We start from the raw sequence: 16,522 nt of genomic DNA, 5'->3' as shown, positions 1-16,522 counted from the left end.
GCATCGCAATACGTACCGGTAAGTAACATGCCCGAACCCTTTATTCAATCTGCCTCCGTTCAATCCGCCTCCGTCTCCAAGCGGCCGTTCGGCCAGAGCTACGCCTTCGTGGTCGTCGCCGTGATCTTCCTGGCGCTGCTGGCGTCCGCGGGCCTGCGCTCGACGCCGGGCGTGCTGATGTTGCCCCTGCAAAAGGCGTTCGGCTGGGACGTCAGCCTGGTCTCGTCCTCGGCTGCGGTCGGCATCTTCCTCTATGGCCTCGCAGGCCCGTTCGCCGCAGCCGTGATGCAGCGCTTCGGCATCCGCCGCACCGTGCTGGGCGCGCTGGCGCTGATGTCGGTCTCGACGGCTGCGAGCTATTTCATGACCGCGCCGTGGCAATTGTTCATGAGCTGGGGGCTGCTCTCCGGCATCGGCTCGGGCGCCGTCGCCAACGTGCTCGGCGCCACCATCGTCAACCGCTGGTTCACCAGCAATCGCGGTCTCGTCATGGGACTTTTGACGGCGAGCACGGCCACCGGCACGCTCATCTTCATGCCGGGCCTCGCAGCGCTGGTCGAATGGGGCGGCTGGAAGCCGGTGGTGCTGACGGTCGCCGCGTGCTGCGCGGCCCTGATTCCGCTGGTGTATTTTCTGGTGCCGGAGCGGCCGGCGTCGATCGGCCTGCGCTCCTACGGCAGCGCGCATGAGGATCAGCCCGCAAGCCCTGCACAGGGCAATCCGTTCGTCGCGGCGATCGGCAACCTCGTCCGCGCGGCGAAGACGCCGACCTTCTGGTTCCTGTTCGCGACCTTCTTCATCTGCGGCTTCACCACCAACGGCCTCGTCGGTACCCATCTGATCGCGTTCTGCGGCGACCACGGCATTTTCGAAGTCCAGGCCGCGAGCCTGCTCGCATTGATGGGATTCTTCGACCTGTTCGGCACCACGCTGTCGGGCTGGCTCACCGACCGTTTCGACCCGCGCAAGCTCTTGTTCTTCTATTACGGCCTGCGCGGGCTGTCGCTGATCTATCTGCCCTACTCGGATTTCTCCCTGGTCAGCCTGACGGTCTTCGCCGCGTTCTACGGGCTCGACTGGATCGCGACCGTGCCGCCGACCGTGCGCATCGCCAACGAGACGTTCGGTGACAAGAACGCGCCGCTGATCTTCGGATGGGTCGTCGCCGGCCATCAGTTGGGAGCGGCCTGCGCCGCCTTCTTCGCCGGCTTCATGCGCTCGTCACAGGGCGACTATCGGCAAGCCTTCATGATCGCAGGCGCAACGGGCCTCGTCGCAGCCCTGCTGTCGCTGATGATCGGCCGGCGGCCCGTGCAGCCCGCACTCGCTGCGGCGTGAGGGGATGCATCGATGTCGCGCGCTGCCGGCGCGCGGCTCACCCCGCCTTCGTGCCCGTGATGACGGCGAGCGCCTCGACGAAGCGATCGAGATCGGACTCATCGGTGTAGAGCGCCGGCGTCACGCGGATGCATTGGCCCCTGGCGACGCCCGCGCGGCGCACCGTCAGGATCTTGTAGCCGTCCCTGAGCTTCGCCACGGTGGCGTCGTTGTCGGCCTTGCTGGTTTTGCCGGTGAGGCGGAACGACGTGAGCGCCCCATACGAACCGGGCTCATCCGGCGTCAGGATCTCGATGTCCCTGAAGCCACGCACGCGGCTGACCCAATAGTCGCGCAGATACCGCAGGCGGGCCTGCTTCGCCGACGCGCCGATCTGCTGATGCAGCGCCACCGCAGCCGGCACCGCCAGCACTGTCGCAAAATTGGCCGTGCCGGTGTGCACACGCGAGCGGATGTCGGTCTCCAAAAAATCCTCGTCGCCCATGTCGCGGTCGATGTCGGCGAGACGGTCCTTTTTGATGTAGAGGAAGCCCACGCCAACCGGCGCACCGATCCATTTGTGCAGGTTGAAGCCGACGAAATCGACGCCGAGCTCCCCCACGCTGAACTCCATCTGCCCCCAGGAATGGGCGGCGTCGAGGATGGTGTCGATGCCCTTGGCCCTGGCCATGCGGGCGATCTCGGCGACCGGCATGACGAGGCCGGTGCGATGGCTGACATGGGTGAGGAGCAGCAGCCTGGTCTTCGGGTTGGCCTCCAGGGCGCGGGCATAGGCGTCGAGCACGCCCTGACGGGTGGCCGGCTCCGGGATATCGAACTTGACGACGTCGACGCCACGGCGGCCCTTCAGCGCGTTCATCGCATACTGCATCGAATCGTAATCGAGGTCGGCGTAGAGCACGCTGTCGCCGGGCTTCAGCCTGTTGTAGCCGCTGATCAGCAGCTGCAACGCCTCGGTCGCACCACGCGTGAGCGCAATCTCTTCGGGCGCCGCGCCAACCGCCTGCGCCACCTTGGCGCGCACGGCGTCGAAATCCGCCCCCGCGCGCTGCCGCGCGTAGTAGGAATTCTGGAAGTTGACCATGTCGGACTGGCGGATGAACTCACGCCGCACCGGCTCGGCCATGATGCCCCAAAAGCCGTTCTCCAGATTGACGATGTCAGGCGTCACCGCATAGAGCCCCTTCACGGCCGCCCAATAGGCGTTGTCGGTGGCGATTGCGGCCGCGGGGCCAATCGGTTGCGGCGGCAGGCCCTCGGCCGCCATGGCCGGCGACGCCAGCGACGCGACGGCTGCGGCCGCGAGGCCCTTCAGGATCGACCGGCGGTCGGACGATAGTGTCTCAGTCAGGTGCATATCAGTCTCCACGATGCGTGGGATAAGGAGCAGCGATCAATAGAGCGCGAATGACGGAGCGATGACAGATCGATGATCGGCGATGCTTCGGCGGCGACTTCGACGCCTGAGCCGATCTGCCGTTGCACGACCTGCGGTCGAGATTGACTTCAGCTACCACCCCGGCCAATGATGCCCGCGGGGACAGTTGGAATTGTGGGGCGCGAGAATGCGTTTGGGTGTGGGGGTCGTTGTCGTAGCCGCGTTGCTTGCGGGCTGCGCATCGGGGCCAATGGGCAGCACGGCACTGACTGATAGCGTCAAGTCGAATACGGCGCGCCTGGTGGTCTATCGCTCGTCGGCCCTGGGATTTGCGGTCATGCCCAACTACGCCCTCGATGGGCGCGTGATTGGCGGCAGTCAGGCCGCGGGGTTCTTGTCGTGCGATCTGCCTCCGGGCCGTCACGAGGTCGCCGTCAACAATCTGCCGCTGAGCAGCAATCTGTTCGGACAGGGCAGCGAGAAGGTCAGCGTCGATCTGCGCGCCGGCACCACGACCTACCTCTCCGCCCAGCCGCAGATGGGAATCCTGACGCCCGGCGCGATCACGCTGATCCAGGTGACCGAAGGCCAGGGCCGCGCCGACGTCTCGAGCCTGCATCAGAGCAGCGGCTCATGCGGCAAGGCGTGATTGGAATCATTCCGCTGCTAAAGCGCGGATGAGACGCCTTGTTCTGAAAATCATCCTGCGTCTCGGCCGCTACGCCGTTCTTCCGGTTGTGGCGCTGGCCTGCGCGATCCTGGCCGTCTGGCTGGCGTCCCTCGATCGCTACACGATCACGACGCTGGCGACGGCTCCGATCGTGTTCGCCATTTTCACGGCCGCAATGGCGCTCGCGATCGGACTTCTGTTTCTGCCCACGCGAAAGCACCGGACTTTTGAGGTGAACGAGGAGACCGCCCCGGGGCTCTGGGCGGCGTGGAAGGAGATTGATCCAGGCTTTGTCCGGTCGAACCGCAGCTTGCTGATCAACACCGATTTCAACGCCTCGATCGGCGAGGTCAGCCGGTATGCCGGGCTGTTCGGGCGGCACGTCACGATGACCGTCGGCCTGCCATTGCTGATCATCCTGGATGAGCCTGCGCTTCGCGCGATCATCGCCCATGAGGTGGCCCATGCCCGGCTTCGGCACACCTCGGGAAGCATCAACCTCGCGGATTTCATTGCAGCGTCCGAGAACGTGCTCTTCTACGCCAATCCGGACTGGACCATCACCGGACGCATCGCGAGGGCCGTGCTCCATTCCATGCTCGAATGGCTCGATAAGGAATATCGCGCGTTGTCGCGGGAGAACGAGCTTTACGCCGATCTCGGCGCGGCCGAGCAGGTTGGACGCGCTGAGATGGCACGCGCCCTGGTGCTGACGGAGGCGTGCGGAACCCGTCTCACCGATCTCGTATTCGCCCCTCTCGAGAAAGAGATGCTGGGCGCCATCAATGCGCCACGCCCGCCGTTCGAGCGTGTCTTCAGGCAGCTTGGGGACATCAGGTCGCCGGAGCCGATGGCCGCAGCCGCGCTCGCCGGTCTGACCCGCGAGCACGATGCGGACGCGACGCATCCGCCATTTGCCAAGCGGCTGGCCAATCTCGGATATGCCGGCGTCCCTGATATCGACGAGGTCAAGGCATCAGCCATCGACCGGCTTCTCTCGCCGGATGCGGCAAAGGACATCGCCGCCCGCTTTGACGAGGAATGGCGGAAGAAGGCACAGGCCTGGGTTACCGTCGGCAGGTGAGCTGCGTCACCACTGGTACTTCACCACGCCCTTGCCGGCGTAGCTGCGCGTCACGTTCGAGAACTCGCCTTCAAACGTCCCTGAGGCAGACCAGCCGTTCCACCATGTCTTTTCCACCGACGCCGTGACGAGCGCGGCGTCTGCGGCCTGCGCCGCGCCGTTGACGACGAAGCTGGAGCCGGGCAGCGCCTGGAAGGTCGCGCCGATCGCGCGGTCGGGATTGAAATCATGCGCCCAGGCGAGGCGGCCGCGCAGCGTGGCGATGCCATCGGTCACGGCGAAGGACTTGTCGGTGCGCAGGCCGAGCTCGCTGCGCGTGTCGGTGACGTTTTTGGAGGCGTAGCCGAGAGCGAAGGTGTTGTTGCCGGTGATGACCTGCTCCGTATAGGCGGGCAGATCGAACGTCGTGAACTGGGCAGCCGCATAAGGTGTGACGCCGACGCCGACGATCCACGGCGCGACAAAACGGTAGCCGCCTTCGAGCCGGCCGGAATACGCATTCGCGCTGAAACGCGCCTGGAGATGATCGGTGCCGGCGATGGTGACATTGCGGTCGGTGGTGATGTCCTGCCAGCCATAGGCGAGCGCGCCGGTGACATAGGCCGGACCAACATTGTGCCGCACGAAGGCGCCCGCCTGGAACAGGTCGGAGCGGCCGGTGCCGCCGTTCGCCACCGAGAAATTGGTGCCGCCGCCGGCAAGCGCAAAGCCCGCCACGGTGGAGGGCGAGAACCAGTAATCGGCTCCGGCCACAGCGCCTGCGATCCGGCTGGTGACGGTGTTGGAGCCGAGCGCACCGTTACCATCGGTGGTCTGCGAACCGCCGAAGCCAGCAGTCCACACGCTCCAGCGCGCTTCAAAGCCCTGCGCCTGCGGCGCCTTGCGAGAGATCGCGGCATAGGCGTCGCGCTCGGCGCCCGTGCGCTTGCGATCGGCAAAAGCGAGTGCGTCGCTGTCGTCAGCGGCGTAACCCGTCGTAGCAACGGAGGACGAGCGCGGATCGTCGCGGCCGGCCACGAACGGGTCGGTCAAGAGGCCCATGAACATGTTCATGGCATTGAAGGTGGTCTGCTGCGTGCCGGTCGCGGTCTCGCCCGAGGCCTGCGTCAGCGCATTGAGCAGCGGGGTGCCCGACAGCGCGAACAGCGCGTTGAAGCCGGCCGGCAGCGCGCCTCCGCCAAGCAGTCCGTTGTCGATGCCCGCGGCGACGTTCCGCTGGTTGATGTTGGCGTTGCCCGGCAGCGAGGACGACAGCGAGCCGGGATCGAGCGTCAGCAGCACGTCGTTGCCGACATAGGCGAGCCGCGCGTTGCGGGCAAAGCTGGTCGCGGTGAGGAATTCCGCACCGGAGAAGGTGCCGCTCACCGTGCCTGCCGTCATGATCGTATAGGTCGTCGTCGCCGACAGCCGCGTCAGCGGATCCACCACCACCTTGCCGCCAATGTTGGCGATGCCGGTGACGAGGGTCTTGTCGGAGGTCGCGCCCGACACCTGCACCAGATAGGTCGAGGCCGCGGTCATGGTCAGGCTCGCTGTGGTGAGCGTGCCGATCGAATTGCCCGGCGCCAGCGTGCCGCCATTGACGACGACGGCACCGAGGGTGCCGTTGCCGCCGAGCGTGCCGCCGGCATTCACCGTGAGGCTGCCGGCTGCGGAGAGATCGCCGTTCACCGCCAGCGTGCCGCCGTTGACTGTGACCGGCCCGGCGAAGGTCGACGTGCCCGTGAGCGTCCAGATGGACGCGCCGGCCTTGTCGACGAGCGCCCAGCCCGCACCGATCTGGCTGGCGTCGAAGCTGTTGCTGCCCGTGCCTGCAAAGCGGAACGTGTCGGTGCCGCTGCCGACGGCCCGGCCGGTCAGCGCGGCGGCCGCTCCGCTCATGATGAAGAGGTTGTTGGCGCCGCCGAGGTTCACCGCTGTGCCGCCGGTGCCGGCAATGCTGCCGGTATTGGTGATTGTGGTGCTGCCGCCCGTCGTCGCGAGGCCGGTAAGGCCAACGATCGCGCCGTTATTGGTGACCGTAATGACGGCGTGGCCCTGGAGCTGCGCGCCGAAACCGGTGGTGCCCTGGACCGTGGTGCCGGCGCCGACCGAGATATCCAGATTTCCGGTTCCCGTGGTCCAGGCCCTGATGCCGATCGAGGTGGCGGTGACATTGCCGTTCACGGCGACCGTGACGTCGCTTGTGTTGGCGACGTTGTTGATGTTCGCATCGACGCCGACCAGCGCTCCGCTGATCGTGCCTGCGGTCGTGATGCTGGCTGCGCCGGCGCCGCCAGCATAGGCCCAGACACCGCTGCCGCGGGACAAGGTGATGGAACTGCCTGCGCTGGTATTGATCGAGACTGAGCCGGCGCCGGTGCTTGATGCAAATACGCCGCCCGTCTCGGCGAAAATCGCCCCGCCGGTCTGGGACAGGCTGATCGTCCCGGCGCCGGTCCCGGCCCCTTGAATGCCGACTCCGAACGCTGCGCCAGCGCCGCCGATATTGGCATTCGAACTGATGTCGATGGCACCGCCAAACGACGCAGCCTTGATGCCGACCGTGGCATTGGGAGCACCGCTGGCATTCGTGACCGTCGTGGTGCCGGTCAGCGCGGCAGAGAGGTTTCCGCTGCCCAGCATGGACAAGCCGGCGCCAACCGTGTCCATCGCCGTCAAGCTGCCGCCGTTCAGGAAGACGTTGACCGCGCCGGAGCCCGACTGAGTGAGAAGGCCGGAGGCGCCGGAAAAGCTCGCCGTGACAGGCGTGCCACTCGTGCCGACAGCGATGGTGCCGCTTCCACTTGTTTCAACGAAGAGGCCCGCAGTACCTGTGGCACTGCCGCTGGCACTGCCATTGCCCGAATAGAAGACGTTTCCGCCGCTGGCCGTGAGATGAAGGCCGTCGCTCGCCCCCGTCGCCGAACCATTGTTGGTGAACGAGAGGTCAGCTCCGGACTCGCTCGTCGCGACCCAAAGCCCCTCTCCGCTGACCACCTGGCCGGCGTTGACCGTGCCGGTCACGGTTCCACCAGTGGTGAACTGCTGGTGATAGTCAGTCGACGGCGTCGTAACCGCGTCGATGTTCAACGTGGGAAGTGTCACCGTGGTGTCGCAGGTGACGGTATTCGGCCCGAACGTGGCCGCTCCCGATACGGTGCACGCGGCCAGCGCGCTGCCGGAATGACCGGTGATGCCGGCGAACAGAACGCCGGCGAAAACCATGGCGACCAGACGGGCGCGCCCGAGGCTCGGGCGCGAGTGTTGAATCTGCTGCTGCATTGTTTGTCCGGCCTGCCGGCGCGAGCTTGAACGTCTCCAGCAGGAGACTGGGACGATGCGTCGCACCTGTTTGATTTTGCGGCCGGAATCCGACCGGATGGGTGCCCTGCAATCGGGGTGGTTGATATCTGCGCCCGGCTACTCCCAAAGTCATGGTGTCGTTCTGAAAAAGTTCTTAAGCATCGCGCGATGACCACGACTTACTTCATCGGTCCGTTCCGTCTCGATGCGGACGCCGCAATCCTGTTTCGCGGCAGTGCTCCCGTCGCGCTCGGCCAGCGTGCGATCGCCGTGCTGCGCGTGTTGGTGGAACAGGCGGGGGTTCCGGTCTCCAAGGATGCGCTGATCAAATCGGCGTGGGCCGGCCTCATCGTCGAGGAGAGCAATCTCCCAGTGCAGGTTGCGGCATTGCGCCGGGTGTTCGGCGAGGAGCCGGGCGGCGAACGCTGGATCGAGACCTTGCCCAAATATGGCTACCGGTTTGCCGGTCCGCTGAGCGCGGACGCGCACGATTCCGTAATCGCGGAGCCGCCATCCCCGATTTTTGGTGCGGCAACTGATGCGCTTTCGCTTCCGGCTCAGCCCGCCGTCGCGGTGCTGCCGTTCCAGAACATGAGCGGCGACCCGGAGCAGGAATATTTCGCCGACGGCGTCGTCGAGGAGATCATCACGACGCTGTCGCGCTTTCGCTCCCTGTTCGTGATCGCGCGCAATTCCAGCTTCACCTACAAGGGCCGCTCCGTCGACGTGAAGCAGATCGGCCGCGAGCTGGGTGTCAGCTTCGTTCTGGAGGGCAGCGTGCGCAGATCGGCCGACCGGGTGCGCATCACCGCGCAGCTGATCGATGCGTCGACCGGCGCGCATCTGTGGGCCGACCGGTTCGACGGTGCGCTCGAGGATATCTTCGACTTGCAGGACCAGATCGCACGGCAGGTGGTCGGACTGCTGGTGCCGAAGCTCGAGCACTCCGCGATCGAGCGCGCCAAGCGCAAGCCGACCGAAAGCCTCGGTGCCTACGAATATTATCTGCGCGGCATCGCTGCGATCTACCGGTTCACCATCCGCGAAGCCAATGTCGAGGCCCTGCAGATGTTCAAGCGCGCGATCGAGCTCGATCCGGAATTCGCATCCGCCTACGGCATGGCCGCGTATTGCTACGTCAAGGACAGAACCAACCGGTGGCCGACCGACGATCTCGCGCGCGACATCGCCGAAGCCGACCGGCTGGCCCGTCATGCGATTCGCCTCGGCAGCGACGACGCGCTGGCGCTGGCAACGAGCGCCGGTGCACTGGCCTATGTCGTCCGCGACCTCGACGCGGGCGCGGCTTGCATCGAGCAGGCGCTTGCCGTCAATCCCAACATGATGTGGGCGTCCTATTTCGCCGGCTTCATCAAGAGCTGGATGGGTGAGCCTGAAGCCGCCGTCGCGCACCTCATGTATGCGATGCGCCTCAGCCCGGTCGATCCGCTGATGCCGCTGATGCAGGTGGCGACCGCTCACGCCCACTTCTTCGCCGGCCGCTACACCGAGGCCTCATCCTGGGCCAATGCGGCCTTGCGCGGCACTCCGAATTTGCTGCCGGCGCTACGCATCGGTGCATCCGCGGATGCGTTCGCCGGACAACTTGCGCCGGCGCAGAAGGCCGTGGCCCGCCTGCTCCAGATCAATCCCGGCGAGCGCGTGTCCAACCTTGAGGCGATCTACGGCCCCTATCGCCGCCAGGACGACGCGTGGCGATACGGCGAAGGATTGCGGCGCGCGGGATTGCCTGAGTGATCCGCATGGAGCGGCCGGCCATCACGCCGGCGCAGTGATGATCGTCCCCCTCAGCGCGAAGCGCGCCAGCTCCTGCTCCGGGATGCCGAAATTTTCGGCCAGGAGGTGAGGCGGCAATCAGAGGCAGGGGTTCATCACCGGCGGCCGCTTGGCCGACAACAGCGTGTTCAAGGTCGAAACCCGCTTGTCGTGCGAAGTCGACCGGAACGCACTGGCCATGGGCCCGACAGCATTGGCTTCGCATCGCTTGCGGCGATCATCCTCGGATGGCCCGCTCACGGATTCTATGGCCTGCCGTTTGCGCAGCCCGACAGCGTCCTGGAGCTGCGCCTTGGTCACGGGCACGAGGCTGTTCTCGACGATAAAATCGTTCATGCGATCGATCGCGTCGTCGAGATCGGCTTCAAAGCTCCGGTCTTCGCCCGGGAAGCAGGCTTCGGTGTAGGCGCGAACGCCGACATAGATCTCCCAGCTGCATTGCACAGCGCCGCGCCCGCTGGTGTCCGTCCCCACGCTCGAGATCCGATCTCCATGGTGCTCCAAAGAGAACGACACCCCCGATGCGAGCTCGATACGCCGCGTCGCCTCGCCCTTGTCATTGACGCCATCAATGACCTTTGCATCGGGTCGCTTCGCCAGGGCGTCCCACAATGGAGACCATTTTGCTTCTCCGGCATGAGCGGCGAGGGCGGATAGCAGGATCGCGGCGACGACACAGATCAAATTGCAGGCCGCGGACCGTGTGCGAGGATCGGACATCTGGGCTTTCTGGCGAGGAGCGGGAGCAGGATGATAATTGCGCCCGCCGCAAACTCAACCCGGAATTGCGCGATCCGCGTTTGAACGCGGCGCGCATGCTTGCGTGAGGCTTGCGCCGGGTGCGGGACGAATTGCAGGCACTGACGAGCGCAATTGCACCGGGCTCACACTGAGGCCATCATGCAGGCCAGTCGAGATCACTGGAGCCCGGGTTGTTTTGGCGTAATGCTTTCTTGACGGCGCTCGTTGCTCTCATGGCGTTGAGCTTTTTGCCATCGCTTCGGAGATCGCGGCAACGCGCGGTCCGGCTCGATCCCGATAGGCCTTATCAGGTCTATACCCGAGACTTTGACGTGGAGACCAAGGCCGACGATTTGGATGCGGTTCTGGCGGAGCTCCCCGAGTCTGACCGGCGCTGGGCCGAGCGCTTTCCTGCGGTCGATCCCGGACCGCTGTACGCCCTCGAAGCGGACCTTGCTGCACAGCGTGCGCGCATGGCGACGGCCCAGCCGCAAGACAGCCCCGCTCCTGATGCTGCTGATACGATCGTGTCATTGCTCATCGATCATTCCGGGTCGATGCGCGGACAACCGATGCTGTTCGCGGCCAGGGCTGCGCTGGTCGCCTCCGACCTGCTCGACAGAATCGGAGCCAAGCACGAAGTGCTCGGTTTCACGACCGCGCGCTGGAAGGGCGGCCGGAGCCGCGAAAAATGGCTGAGCGACCGCCAGCCCCCCTATCCCGGGCGCCTGAACGACCTGCTGCACGTCATCTATTGCAGCGCGGGCGAGAAATTGAGCGCGCGAACCTGTGCCGCCATGCTGCGGCCCGACCTCGTCAAGGAGAACATCGACGGCGAAGCCATCGCATGGGCTGCGTCGCGCCTGCGCCGGCGCGAAGAACAGCGGAAATATCTGGTCGTGCTGTCCGATGGTGCGCCGGTCGATGATTCCACATTGCTCGCGAATGGCGCGGGCTATCTGGACCGCCATTTGCGTCGCGTCACCGGCGAGATCGAGCAGGCCGGCGACATCAGGCTTGCGGCCATCGGCATCGGCCACCCGGTCGAGCAGTGCTACAAGGAAGGCATCACCATCAGCTCTCCCGAAGAGCTGGAGAACACCCTGGTTCAGCTCATCAACCGGCTGCTTATTGCACCTCGATGTTCGCGTCCTTGACCAGCTTGCGCCAGCGGTCCTCCTCCTGCCCGACATAGCGATCGAGCTGTTCCGGAGAGCCGCCAACCATGATGAGGCCTTCGTTTGCCTCGAGTTGCTTGAAGCCACCGGACTGAACCGCCTTTGCGACCGCCTGATTCAAGCGCGCAATCACGGCAGCGGGTGTCTTGGCCGGAGCGTACAATCCGTACCACGACTCCGCGGCATAGCCCGGTACCCCCGCCTCGGCGACGGTCGGCAACTGCGGAAATGCCGTCGAACGCTCGGCGGATGTGACAGCCAGCGCCCGGAGCTGACCTGCGGCCACCAGCGAGGCTGCGCTTGCCACGGTGGTGAACATCACGTCGATCTGTCCACCCAGGAGATCGCTGATCGCTGGCGCCGCGCCCTTGTAGGGCACCGCCGTCATCTTGACCTTCGCCATCGCATTGAACAGCTCGCCCGCGAGATGAGCCGAGGTGCCGGTGCCGAACGTCCCGAAATTGAGCTTGCCCGGATTGGCCTTGGCTTCAGTGATCAAATCGGAGATCGAGTTGATCTTCGATATCGGATTGACGACGACGATATTGAAAGACCGCGCGATCAGCGAGACCGCCGCGAAATCCTTGTGCGGATCGAACGGCAGCTTGTTGTACAGGCTCGGGTTGACCGCGTGCGCGAAGGTCGCCATCAGCAGCGAATAGCCGTCGGGCTCGCTGGTGGCCACGGTCTGGGTTCCGATGATGGTTCCGGCGCCCGGCTTGTTCTCGATGATGACGGGTTTGCCCAGGTCCGCCTGGACTTCCTGCGCCGTCGTTCGCGCGATGATGTCGGTCCCGCCACCGGCTGCGAAAGGCACCACGATCTTGACGATCTTGTCGGGATATTCGGCGCGCGCCGGCGCAATTCCCAGCCCTGCGACGAGCGGCAAGACGGTGCAGGCGAGGATGACGAGGTCTAACCAACGCCGCATGGCGAAACCCTTCTTGCGGGCGCCGTCGTAATTGATGATTTCGCCAATGGCCATCTGGAGCTCCACCCGATTTCGTTCAGACATTGAGAACAACCAATCCGTCTGCCGCCTTCACGCCCTGGCCGGCCGGAAGCACAAACACCGGATTGATTTCAGCCTCGGCGAGGCGGTCGCCGAGTTGCGCAACCATGCGCGAGAAAGCGACGATCGCTCTCGCGAGCGCTTCGACATCGCATTTCGGCCGGCCTCGAAAACCGTCCAGCAACGGCCATGTGACGAGATCGCGCGCCATCGCTTGAGCCTCGGACAGATCGAGGCCGCCTTCCGGCGGGAGCAGACGCATCGTCGTGTCCTTGAACAGCTCGGCGGTGACGCCGCCCATGCCGAGAAGGATCGCTGTCCCCAGGGGATCGCGATGCATCCCGAGAATGATTTCGACGCCACCCGAGATCATCTCCTGAACCAAAAACCGTTCGGATCGCTTTCCGGTCCTGGCCTCGACCTCCTCCGCCATCACGGTCAGGCGGTCGCCAATCGCATCGCTGGTCAGGTTGACCGCGACGCCGCCGACGTCACTCTTGTGCGCGATCTCGTGCGAAAGAATCTTGAGCACGACCCGGCCACCAAAGTGGCGCGCCGCCTGTTCAGCTTCGGCCGATGTTGCGACCATCTTCTCCGCCACGACGGGAACCCCGAAACGGGCGAACAAGGTTTTGGCCTGTGCCTCATCCAGCGATCCAGCCGGAAAGTCGCTGACATCGACCGCCGGCGCGATCGCGCCGGATGTCTGGATTTGCTTCGGCATTGCGGCCTGCAAAAGCCCGTCGAGCGCAGCAGCGCAGCTCTCGGCGGACGTATAGGCCGGAACGCCTCGCCGGGTGAGGGCGGAGGCCACGTCGGGGGCGTGGGGACTCACATAGGCAATGACGGGCTTGTCGCTCATCGGCAGGCAGTCGTGGATGGCGTCGGCCATCAGGGTCGGCGATCCCACGGCTGAGGAGCCGACAATAATGGTCAGCGCATCGTAGGATGGACTTGCGAGCAGGATGCGGATGGCGGCGCGAAGCAGATCCGGCTGCAGACCCGCCAAGGTCACGTCGATCGGATTACGATCGAGCGTGGCGTGCGATCCCGACTGGAGGCTGCGCAATTGCGCAGCCGTCTCGGTGTCGGGAGCGGGTGTCGTAAAGCCGGCGACGCCGAGACTGTCGGACACGATCGTGCCGGCGCCGCCGGTCGAGGTAAGGATCGCCACACGCCGGCCGGAAAGCTTCCGTCCCGCCGCCAGGGCTGCGGGAATGTCGAGCAGGTCTTCAAACGTTTTCGCGCGGATGACGCCGAGCTGCCTGAACAGGGCGTCGTACATCCGGTCGGAGCCCGCCAGCGCGCCTGTGTGCGAGACGGCCGCCTTTGCACCCGCTTCCGATCGCCCGATCTTGAAGGCGACGACGGGTTTGCCGGCAGCTCGCGCCTTGAGGACCGCTTCCCGAAAGCGACCCGGGTTGCGGATCGCCTCGACATAGAGCGCGATGACCCTGGTCGCGCTGTCGTCGGCAAGAAAGTCGATGAAGTCGGCGAGTTCGAGATCGGCTTCGTTGCTGGTCGACACCAGCTTTGACAGCCCGACCCCGCGCGCCGCCGCGCGCGACAACAAGGCGCCGAGAATGCCGCCGCTTTGCGAGACCAGCCCGATCGCGCCTGTCGGGAAGTGATCCATCGCCAGCGCGCCGGAGGCCGACAGCACGATGTTGTCGGTGAGATTGACGAGGCCGATCGTGTTCGGCCCGAGAAGCCGCATGGATCCGGCGGCTTCCATCAGCTGCTTCTGACGCTCGGCGCCTTCCGCTCCGGTTTCGGTGTAGCCGCTGGCAAGAACGATCGCCGCGGCAGCGCCCCGCTCGGACAATTCGCGCACCGCGATGTGCGCGCGCTCCGCGCCAAGCAAGACAATGCCGACGTCAGGCACATCCGGCAGCGAAGCGACGTCGGGGTAGCAGGCCAGACCGCCGATGTCTGCGACCTTCGGATTGACGGGATAGATCGCACCCGCAAAGCCATGCTTCCTGAGATAAGAGACAGGCCGCCCCGACGTCTTGCTCGGGTCTCCTGACGCGCCGATGATTGCGACGCTGCGCGGTCGGATCAGGCGTTCGATCGCATCCATCGCTCAATCCTTCGACGCGGATTGCGCGAGGAACGCCGCCACGGCGTCCCGATGCTCCGCGCTCGTATAGCAGATGGCCTGCGCCTGGCTGCCGAGACTGAAAATGTCGTGCGCGGAATGTTCAAAGGTTTCATTCAGGATCTTCTTGCCCAGCGCCAGCGCGGTGGGAGACCCCTGAGCCAGTTCGGCCGCCCAGGCCTGCGCGGCCGGCAGGAGCTCGGTCGAGGCCACCTTGCGATCGACGATGCCGAGCGAGAGCGCTTCGTCGGCCTCGACCATGCGCCCGGTGAAGATCAGTTCCTTGGCCTTCGGAAGCCCCACCCGGCGCGGCAGGAAATACAGGCCGCCGCCGTCGGGTATCAAGCCGCGCTTGATGTAGGACCAGGTGAATTTCGATCGTTCCGTCCCCATGACGAAGTCGCAGGCCAGCGCGGTGTCCGCACCGAGGCCCGCCGCGGCGCCGTTGACGGCGGCGATGGTCGGCTTCGGCAGGCCCAGCAGGAACGACTGCACGTGGTGCACGCCCTGCTGCCGGCTCCATCCGTTGAATGCAACTTCACCCTGCGGCGCCGCGAGCCGGCGCTTCATGCCGCTGATATCACCGCCGGCACAGAAGGCGTTGCCGCGCCCGGTCAGCACCAGGGCCTTGATCGCTTGATCGCGGGACACGGTTTCGAGCGCACTGACGAACTCGGCGCGCATGTCGTCGCTCATGGCGTTGCGCCGTTCCGGCCGGTTGAAAGCAATCGTCGCGATACCGGCTTCGACCGAAAATTCGATCAGCTGATAGGACATGGCAAGCTCCGTGGCTGGAGTCGTTGAGCCGTGCGCGGCCGGGCATTTTTCTTCCCTGTGCCTATAGCGGCTTGCAACCTCCGGAACATCCCCCTAATTCCACTTAGTGGAAATGACTTCATGGGAATGATTTGGGAGGCAGAATGTGGCGCAGGCGCGCAGATATGCGGGCGGGGTCGATGGCAACCGGTCGCTCGAAAGGGGCGTCGAAATCCTGCGCGCTTTCCGTCCCGGCGTCGACACGCTCGGCAACGGCGAGATTGCGGAGCGAACCGGATTGCCGCGATCGACGGTCAGCCGACTGACACGAACGCTGGTCAATTCCGGGATGCTCGACGAAGTCCGCGCCGAGCGGACCTACCGCCTTGCCGCGTCCGTCATCAGCATCGGCCACGCGATGCGGACAGGATCACCCGTGCTCAACGCGATCGGAGCGATGATGCGGGCCGAGTCTGCGAAGCGCCGGCTCAACGTCGGGCTCGCGACCGCGGATCGAACCATGATGGTGTATCTCGAATCGATCCGCTACAGCCCCCGCGCGGCGCTGCGCAACGTGGTCGCCGGGCAGCAGGTGCCGATGGAGTTGACGTCGCTCGGTCGTGCCTATCTCGCCGGCATTACCGCGGCCGAGCGCGAGCGATTGCTGAAACTGTTCAGACGGCGCAGCGCTGCGGCCACGAAGGCGCTGCTCGCGGACCTCAGGACATCGATCGGCTCCGTCGAACGCGACGGCTATTGTGCCGTGTCGTGGCAACCTGCCGTTCTTGCCGTCGCAACGCCCATCGTGCTTGAGGGGCTTCCGGTCTACGTCCTCAACATGAGCCTGCAAAACGTCGATCGGTCCGACGCGCTGGCGAGCGAGATGGGCGCGTACCTCAACGCCTTCGCGGCCAAGTGCAAGGAGGTGCTTGCGGGCCGTTAACCCGAATGACGCGATGGCCGACGAAGAAGGAGGCGACCGCATCTCAGTGGCGCCAATTACTGTCGAGCGACATATGAGAGAGCGAACGTCTTTGGTTATTCCTTGCGGCCCTGCCATTGCTGGCGGCGTGCGGACAGCCGGTGCCGGAGGACAAGGACGCCTATGTCGGCGAAAGGCACGCACCGGCGATGGACGTCGAACTGACCAAGGACGGGACATCACGCGAGCAAGACCTTACC

At 65.2% G+C, this 16,522-nt stretch carries 12 protein-coding genes; 6 read left to right on the top strand and 6 right to left on the bottom strand.

What is annotated here, in order from left to right:
• Positions 1 to 27: 27 nt before the first annotated feature.
• Positions 28 to 1,338: an MFS transporter gene (locus BMW89_RS35820; protein ID WP_092035044.1), complete on the top strand. Its 1,311-nt coding sequence runs from the start codon at positions 28 to 30 to the stop codon at positions 1,336 to 1,338.
• 37 nt (positions 1,339 to 1,375) lie between these two features.
• Here BMW89_RS35820 and BMW89_RS35815 read toward each other — a convergent pair whose 3' ends face one another.
• Complete coding sequence (locus BMW89_RS35815; RefSeq protein ID WP_092035043.1) at positions 1,376 to 2,695, bottom strand: aminotransferase class V-fold PLP-dependent enzyme; 1,320 nt, start codon at positions 2,693 to 2,695, stop codon at positions 1,376 to 1,378.
• Positions 2,696 to 2,903: 208 nt separating this feature from the next.
• On the opposite strand from BMW89_RS35815, the gene BMW89_RS35810 reads away from it, so the two are divergent.
• Together BMW89_RS35810 and BMW89_RS35805 are read left to right on the top strand one after the other, a co-directional pair.
• Positions 2,904 to 3,365 carry a DUF2846 domain-containing protein gene (locus BMW89_RS35810; RefSeq protein ID WP_092035042.1) on the top strand — a complete coding sequence of 154 codons (462 nt, stop codon included), beginning with the start codon at positions 2,904 to 2,906 and terminating at the stop codon, positions 3,363 to 3,365.
• A gap of 28 nt (positions 3,366 to 3,393) precedes the next feature.
• Positions 3,394 to 4,470, top strand: a complete 1,077-nt coding sequence (locus BMW89_RS35805; protein ID WP_092035041.1) for a M48 family metallopeptidase — start codon at positions 3,394 to 3,396, stop codon at positions 4,468 to 4,470.
• 6 nt (positions 4,471 to 4,476) lie between these two features.
• Here the strand turns inward: BMW89_RS35805 and BMW89_RS38520 are convergent, their stop codons facing one another.
• The gene (locus tag BMW89_RS38520) at positions 4,477 to 7,734 is read right to left on the bottom strand and encodes an autotransporter outer membrane beta-barrel domain-containing protein (protein WP_244547774.1); all 3,258 of its coding nucleotides are present in this window, start codon (positions 7,732 to 7,734) and stop codon (positions 4,477 to 4,479) included.
• A 189-nt stretch (positions 7,735 to 7,923) separates the two neighbouring features.
• On the opposite strand from BMW89_RS38520, the gene BMW89_RS35795 reads away from it, so the two are divergent.
• Positions 7,924 to 9,513: a winged helix-turn-helix domain-containing tetratricopeptide repeat protein gene (locus BMW89_RS35795; protein ID WP_092035040.1), complete on the top strand. Its 1,590-nt coding sequence runs from the start codon at positions 7,924 to 7,926 to the stop codon at positions 9,511 to 9,513.
• A 117-nt stretch (positions 9,514 to 9,630) separates the two neighbouring features.
• Here BMW89_RS35795 and BMW89_RS35790 read toward each other — a convergent pair whose 3' ends face one another.
• The gene (locus BMW89_RS35790) at positions 9,631 to 10,272 is read right to left on the bottom strand and encodes a hypothetical protein (protein ID WP_143062885.1); all 642 of its coding nucleotides are present in this window, start codon (positions 10,270 to 10,272) and stop codon (positions 9,631 to 9,633) included.
• A 233-nt stretch (positions 10,273 to 10,505) separates the two neighbouring features.
• Here BMW89_RS35790 and BMW89_RS35785 point away from each other — a divergent pair, with 233 nt between their 5' ends.
• A complete protein-coding gene (locus BMW89_RS35785; RefSeq protein WP_244547773.1) occupies positions 10,506 to 11,450 on the top strand; it encodes a cobaltochelatase CobT-related protein in 945 nt (314 codons plus the stop codon).
• On the opposite strand, the gene BMW89_RS35780 is transcribed toward BMW89_RS35785, so the two are convergent.
• The 3 genes from BMW89_RS35780 to BMW89_RS35770 are packed head-to-tail and all read right to left on the bottom strand — an operon-like array spanning position 11,422 to position 15,361.
• Positions 11,422 to 12,456, bottom strand: coding sequence for a tripartite tricarboxylate transporter substrate binding protein (locus BMW89_RS35780; protein ID WP_092035038.1), 1,035 nt, complete (start codon positions 12,454 to 12,456; stop codon positions 11,422 to 11,424). The two genes, BMW89_RS35785 and BMW89_RS35780, sit on opposite strands and share 29 nt — an antisense overlap.
• 22 nt (positions 12,457 to 12,478) lie before the next feature.
• Positions 12,479 to 14,566 (bottom strand): acetate--CoA ligase family protein, encoded by a 2,088-nt coding sequence (locus BMW89_RS35775; protein ID WP_092035037.1) that lies wholly within the window; start codon positions 14,564 to 14,566, stop codon positions 12,479 to 12,481.
• 3 nt (positions 14,567 to 14,569) lie between these two features.
• Positions 14,570 to 15,361: an enoyl-CoA hydratase/isomerase family protein gene (locus BMW89_RS35770; protein WP_092035036.1), complete on the bottom strand. Its 792-nt coding sequence runs from the start codon at positions 15,359 to 15,361 to the stop codon at positions 14,570 to 14,572.
• 145 nt (positions 15,362 to 15,506) lie between these two features.
• Here BMW89_RS35770 and BMW89_RS35765 point away from each other — a divergent pair, with 145 nt between their 5' ends.
• Positions 15,507 to 16,283, top strand: a complete 777-nt coding sequence (locus BMW89_RS35765; protein WP_092035035.1) for an IclR family transcriptional regulator — start codon at positions 15,507 to 15,509, stop codon at positions 16,281 to 16,283.
• Positions 16,284 to 16,522 lie beyond the last annotated feature (239 nt).

Source organism: Bradyrhizobium sp. OK095, assembly GCF_900109945.1.
GTDB lineage: Bacteria > Pseudomonadota > Alphaproteobacteria > Rhizobiales > Xanthobacteraceae > Bradyrhizobium.
The sequence above is the reverse complement of the archived record's forward strand: the minus strand, read 5'-3'. Positions and strand labels throughout refer to the sequence as shown.

Excerpts from the sequence above, each read along its gene's own strand:
- BMW89_RS35820 (WP_092035044.1), top strand. The coding sequence starts at position 28 with ATGCCCGAACCCTTTATTCAATCTGCCTCCGTTCAATCCGCCTCCGTC.
- BMW89_RS35815 (WP_092035043.1), bottom strand. The coding sequence starts at position 2,695 with ATGCACCTGACTGAGACACTATCGTCCGACCGCCGGTCGATCCTGAAG.
- BMW89_RS35810 (WP_092035042.1), top strand. The coding sequence starts at position 2,904 with ATGCGTTTGGGTGTGGGGGTCGTTGTCGTAGCCGCGTTGCTTGCGGGC.
- BMW89_RS35805 (WP_092035041.1), top strand. The coding sequence starts at position 3,394 with ATGAGACGCCTTGTTCTGAAAATCATCCTGCGTCTCGGCCGCTACGCC.
- BMW89_RS38520 (WP_244547774.1), bottom strand. The coding sequence starts at position 7,734 with ATGCAGCAGCAGATTCAACACTCGCGCCCGAGCCTCGGGCGCGCCCGT.
- BMW89_RS35795 (WP_092035040.1), top strand. The coding sequence starts at position 7,924 with ATGACCACGACTTACTTCATCGGTCCGTTCCGTCTCGATGCGGACGCC.
- BMW89_RS35790 (WP_143062885.1), bottom strand. The coding sequence starts at position 10,272 with ATGTCCGATCCTCGCACACGGTCCGCGGCCTGCAATTTGATCTGTGTC.
- BMW89_RS35780 (WP_092035038.1), bottom strand. The coding sequence starts at position 12,456 with ATGGCCATTGGCGAAATCATCAATTACGACGGCGCCCGCAAGAAGGGT.
- BMW89_RS35775 (WP_092035037.1), bottom strand. The coding sequence starts at position 14,566 with ATGGATGCGATCGAACGCCTGATCCGACCGCGCAGCGTCGCAATCATC.
- BMW89_RS35770 (WP_092035036.1), bottom strand. The coding sequence starts at position 15,361 with ATGTCCTATCAGCTGATCGAATTTTCGGTCGAAGCCGGTATCGCGACG.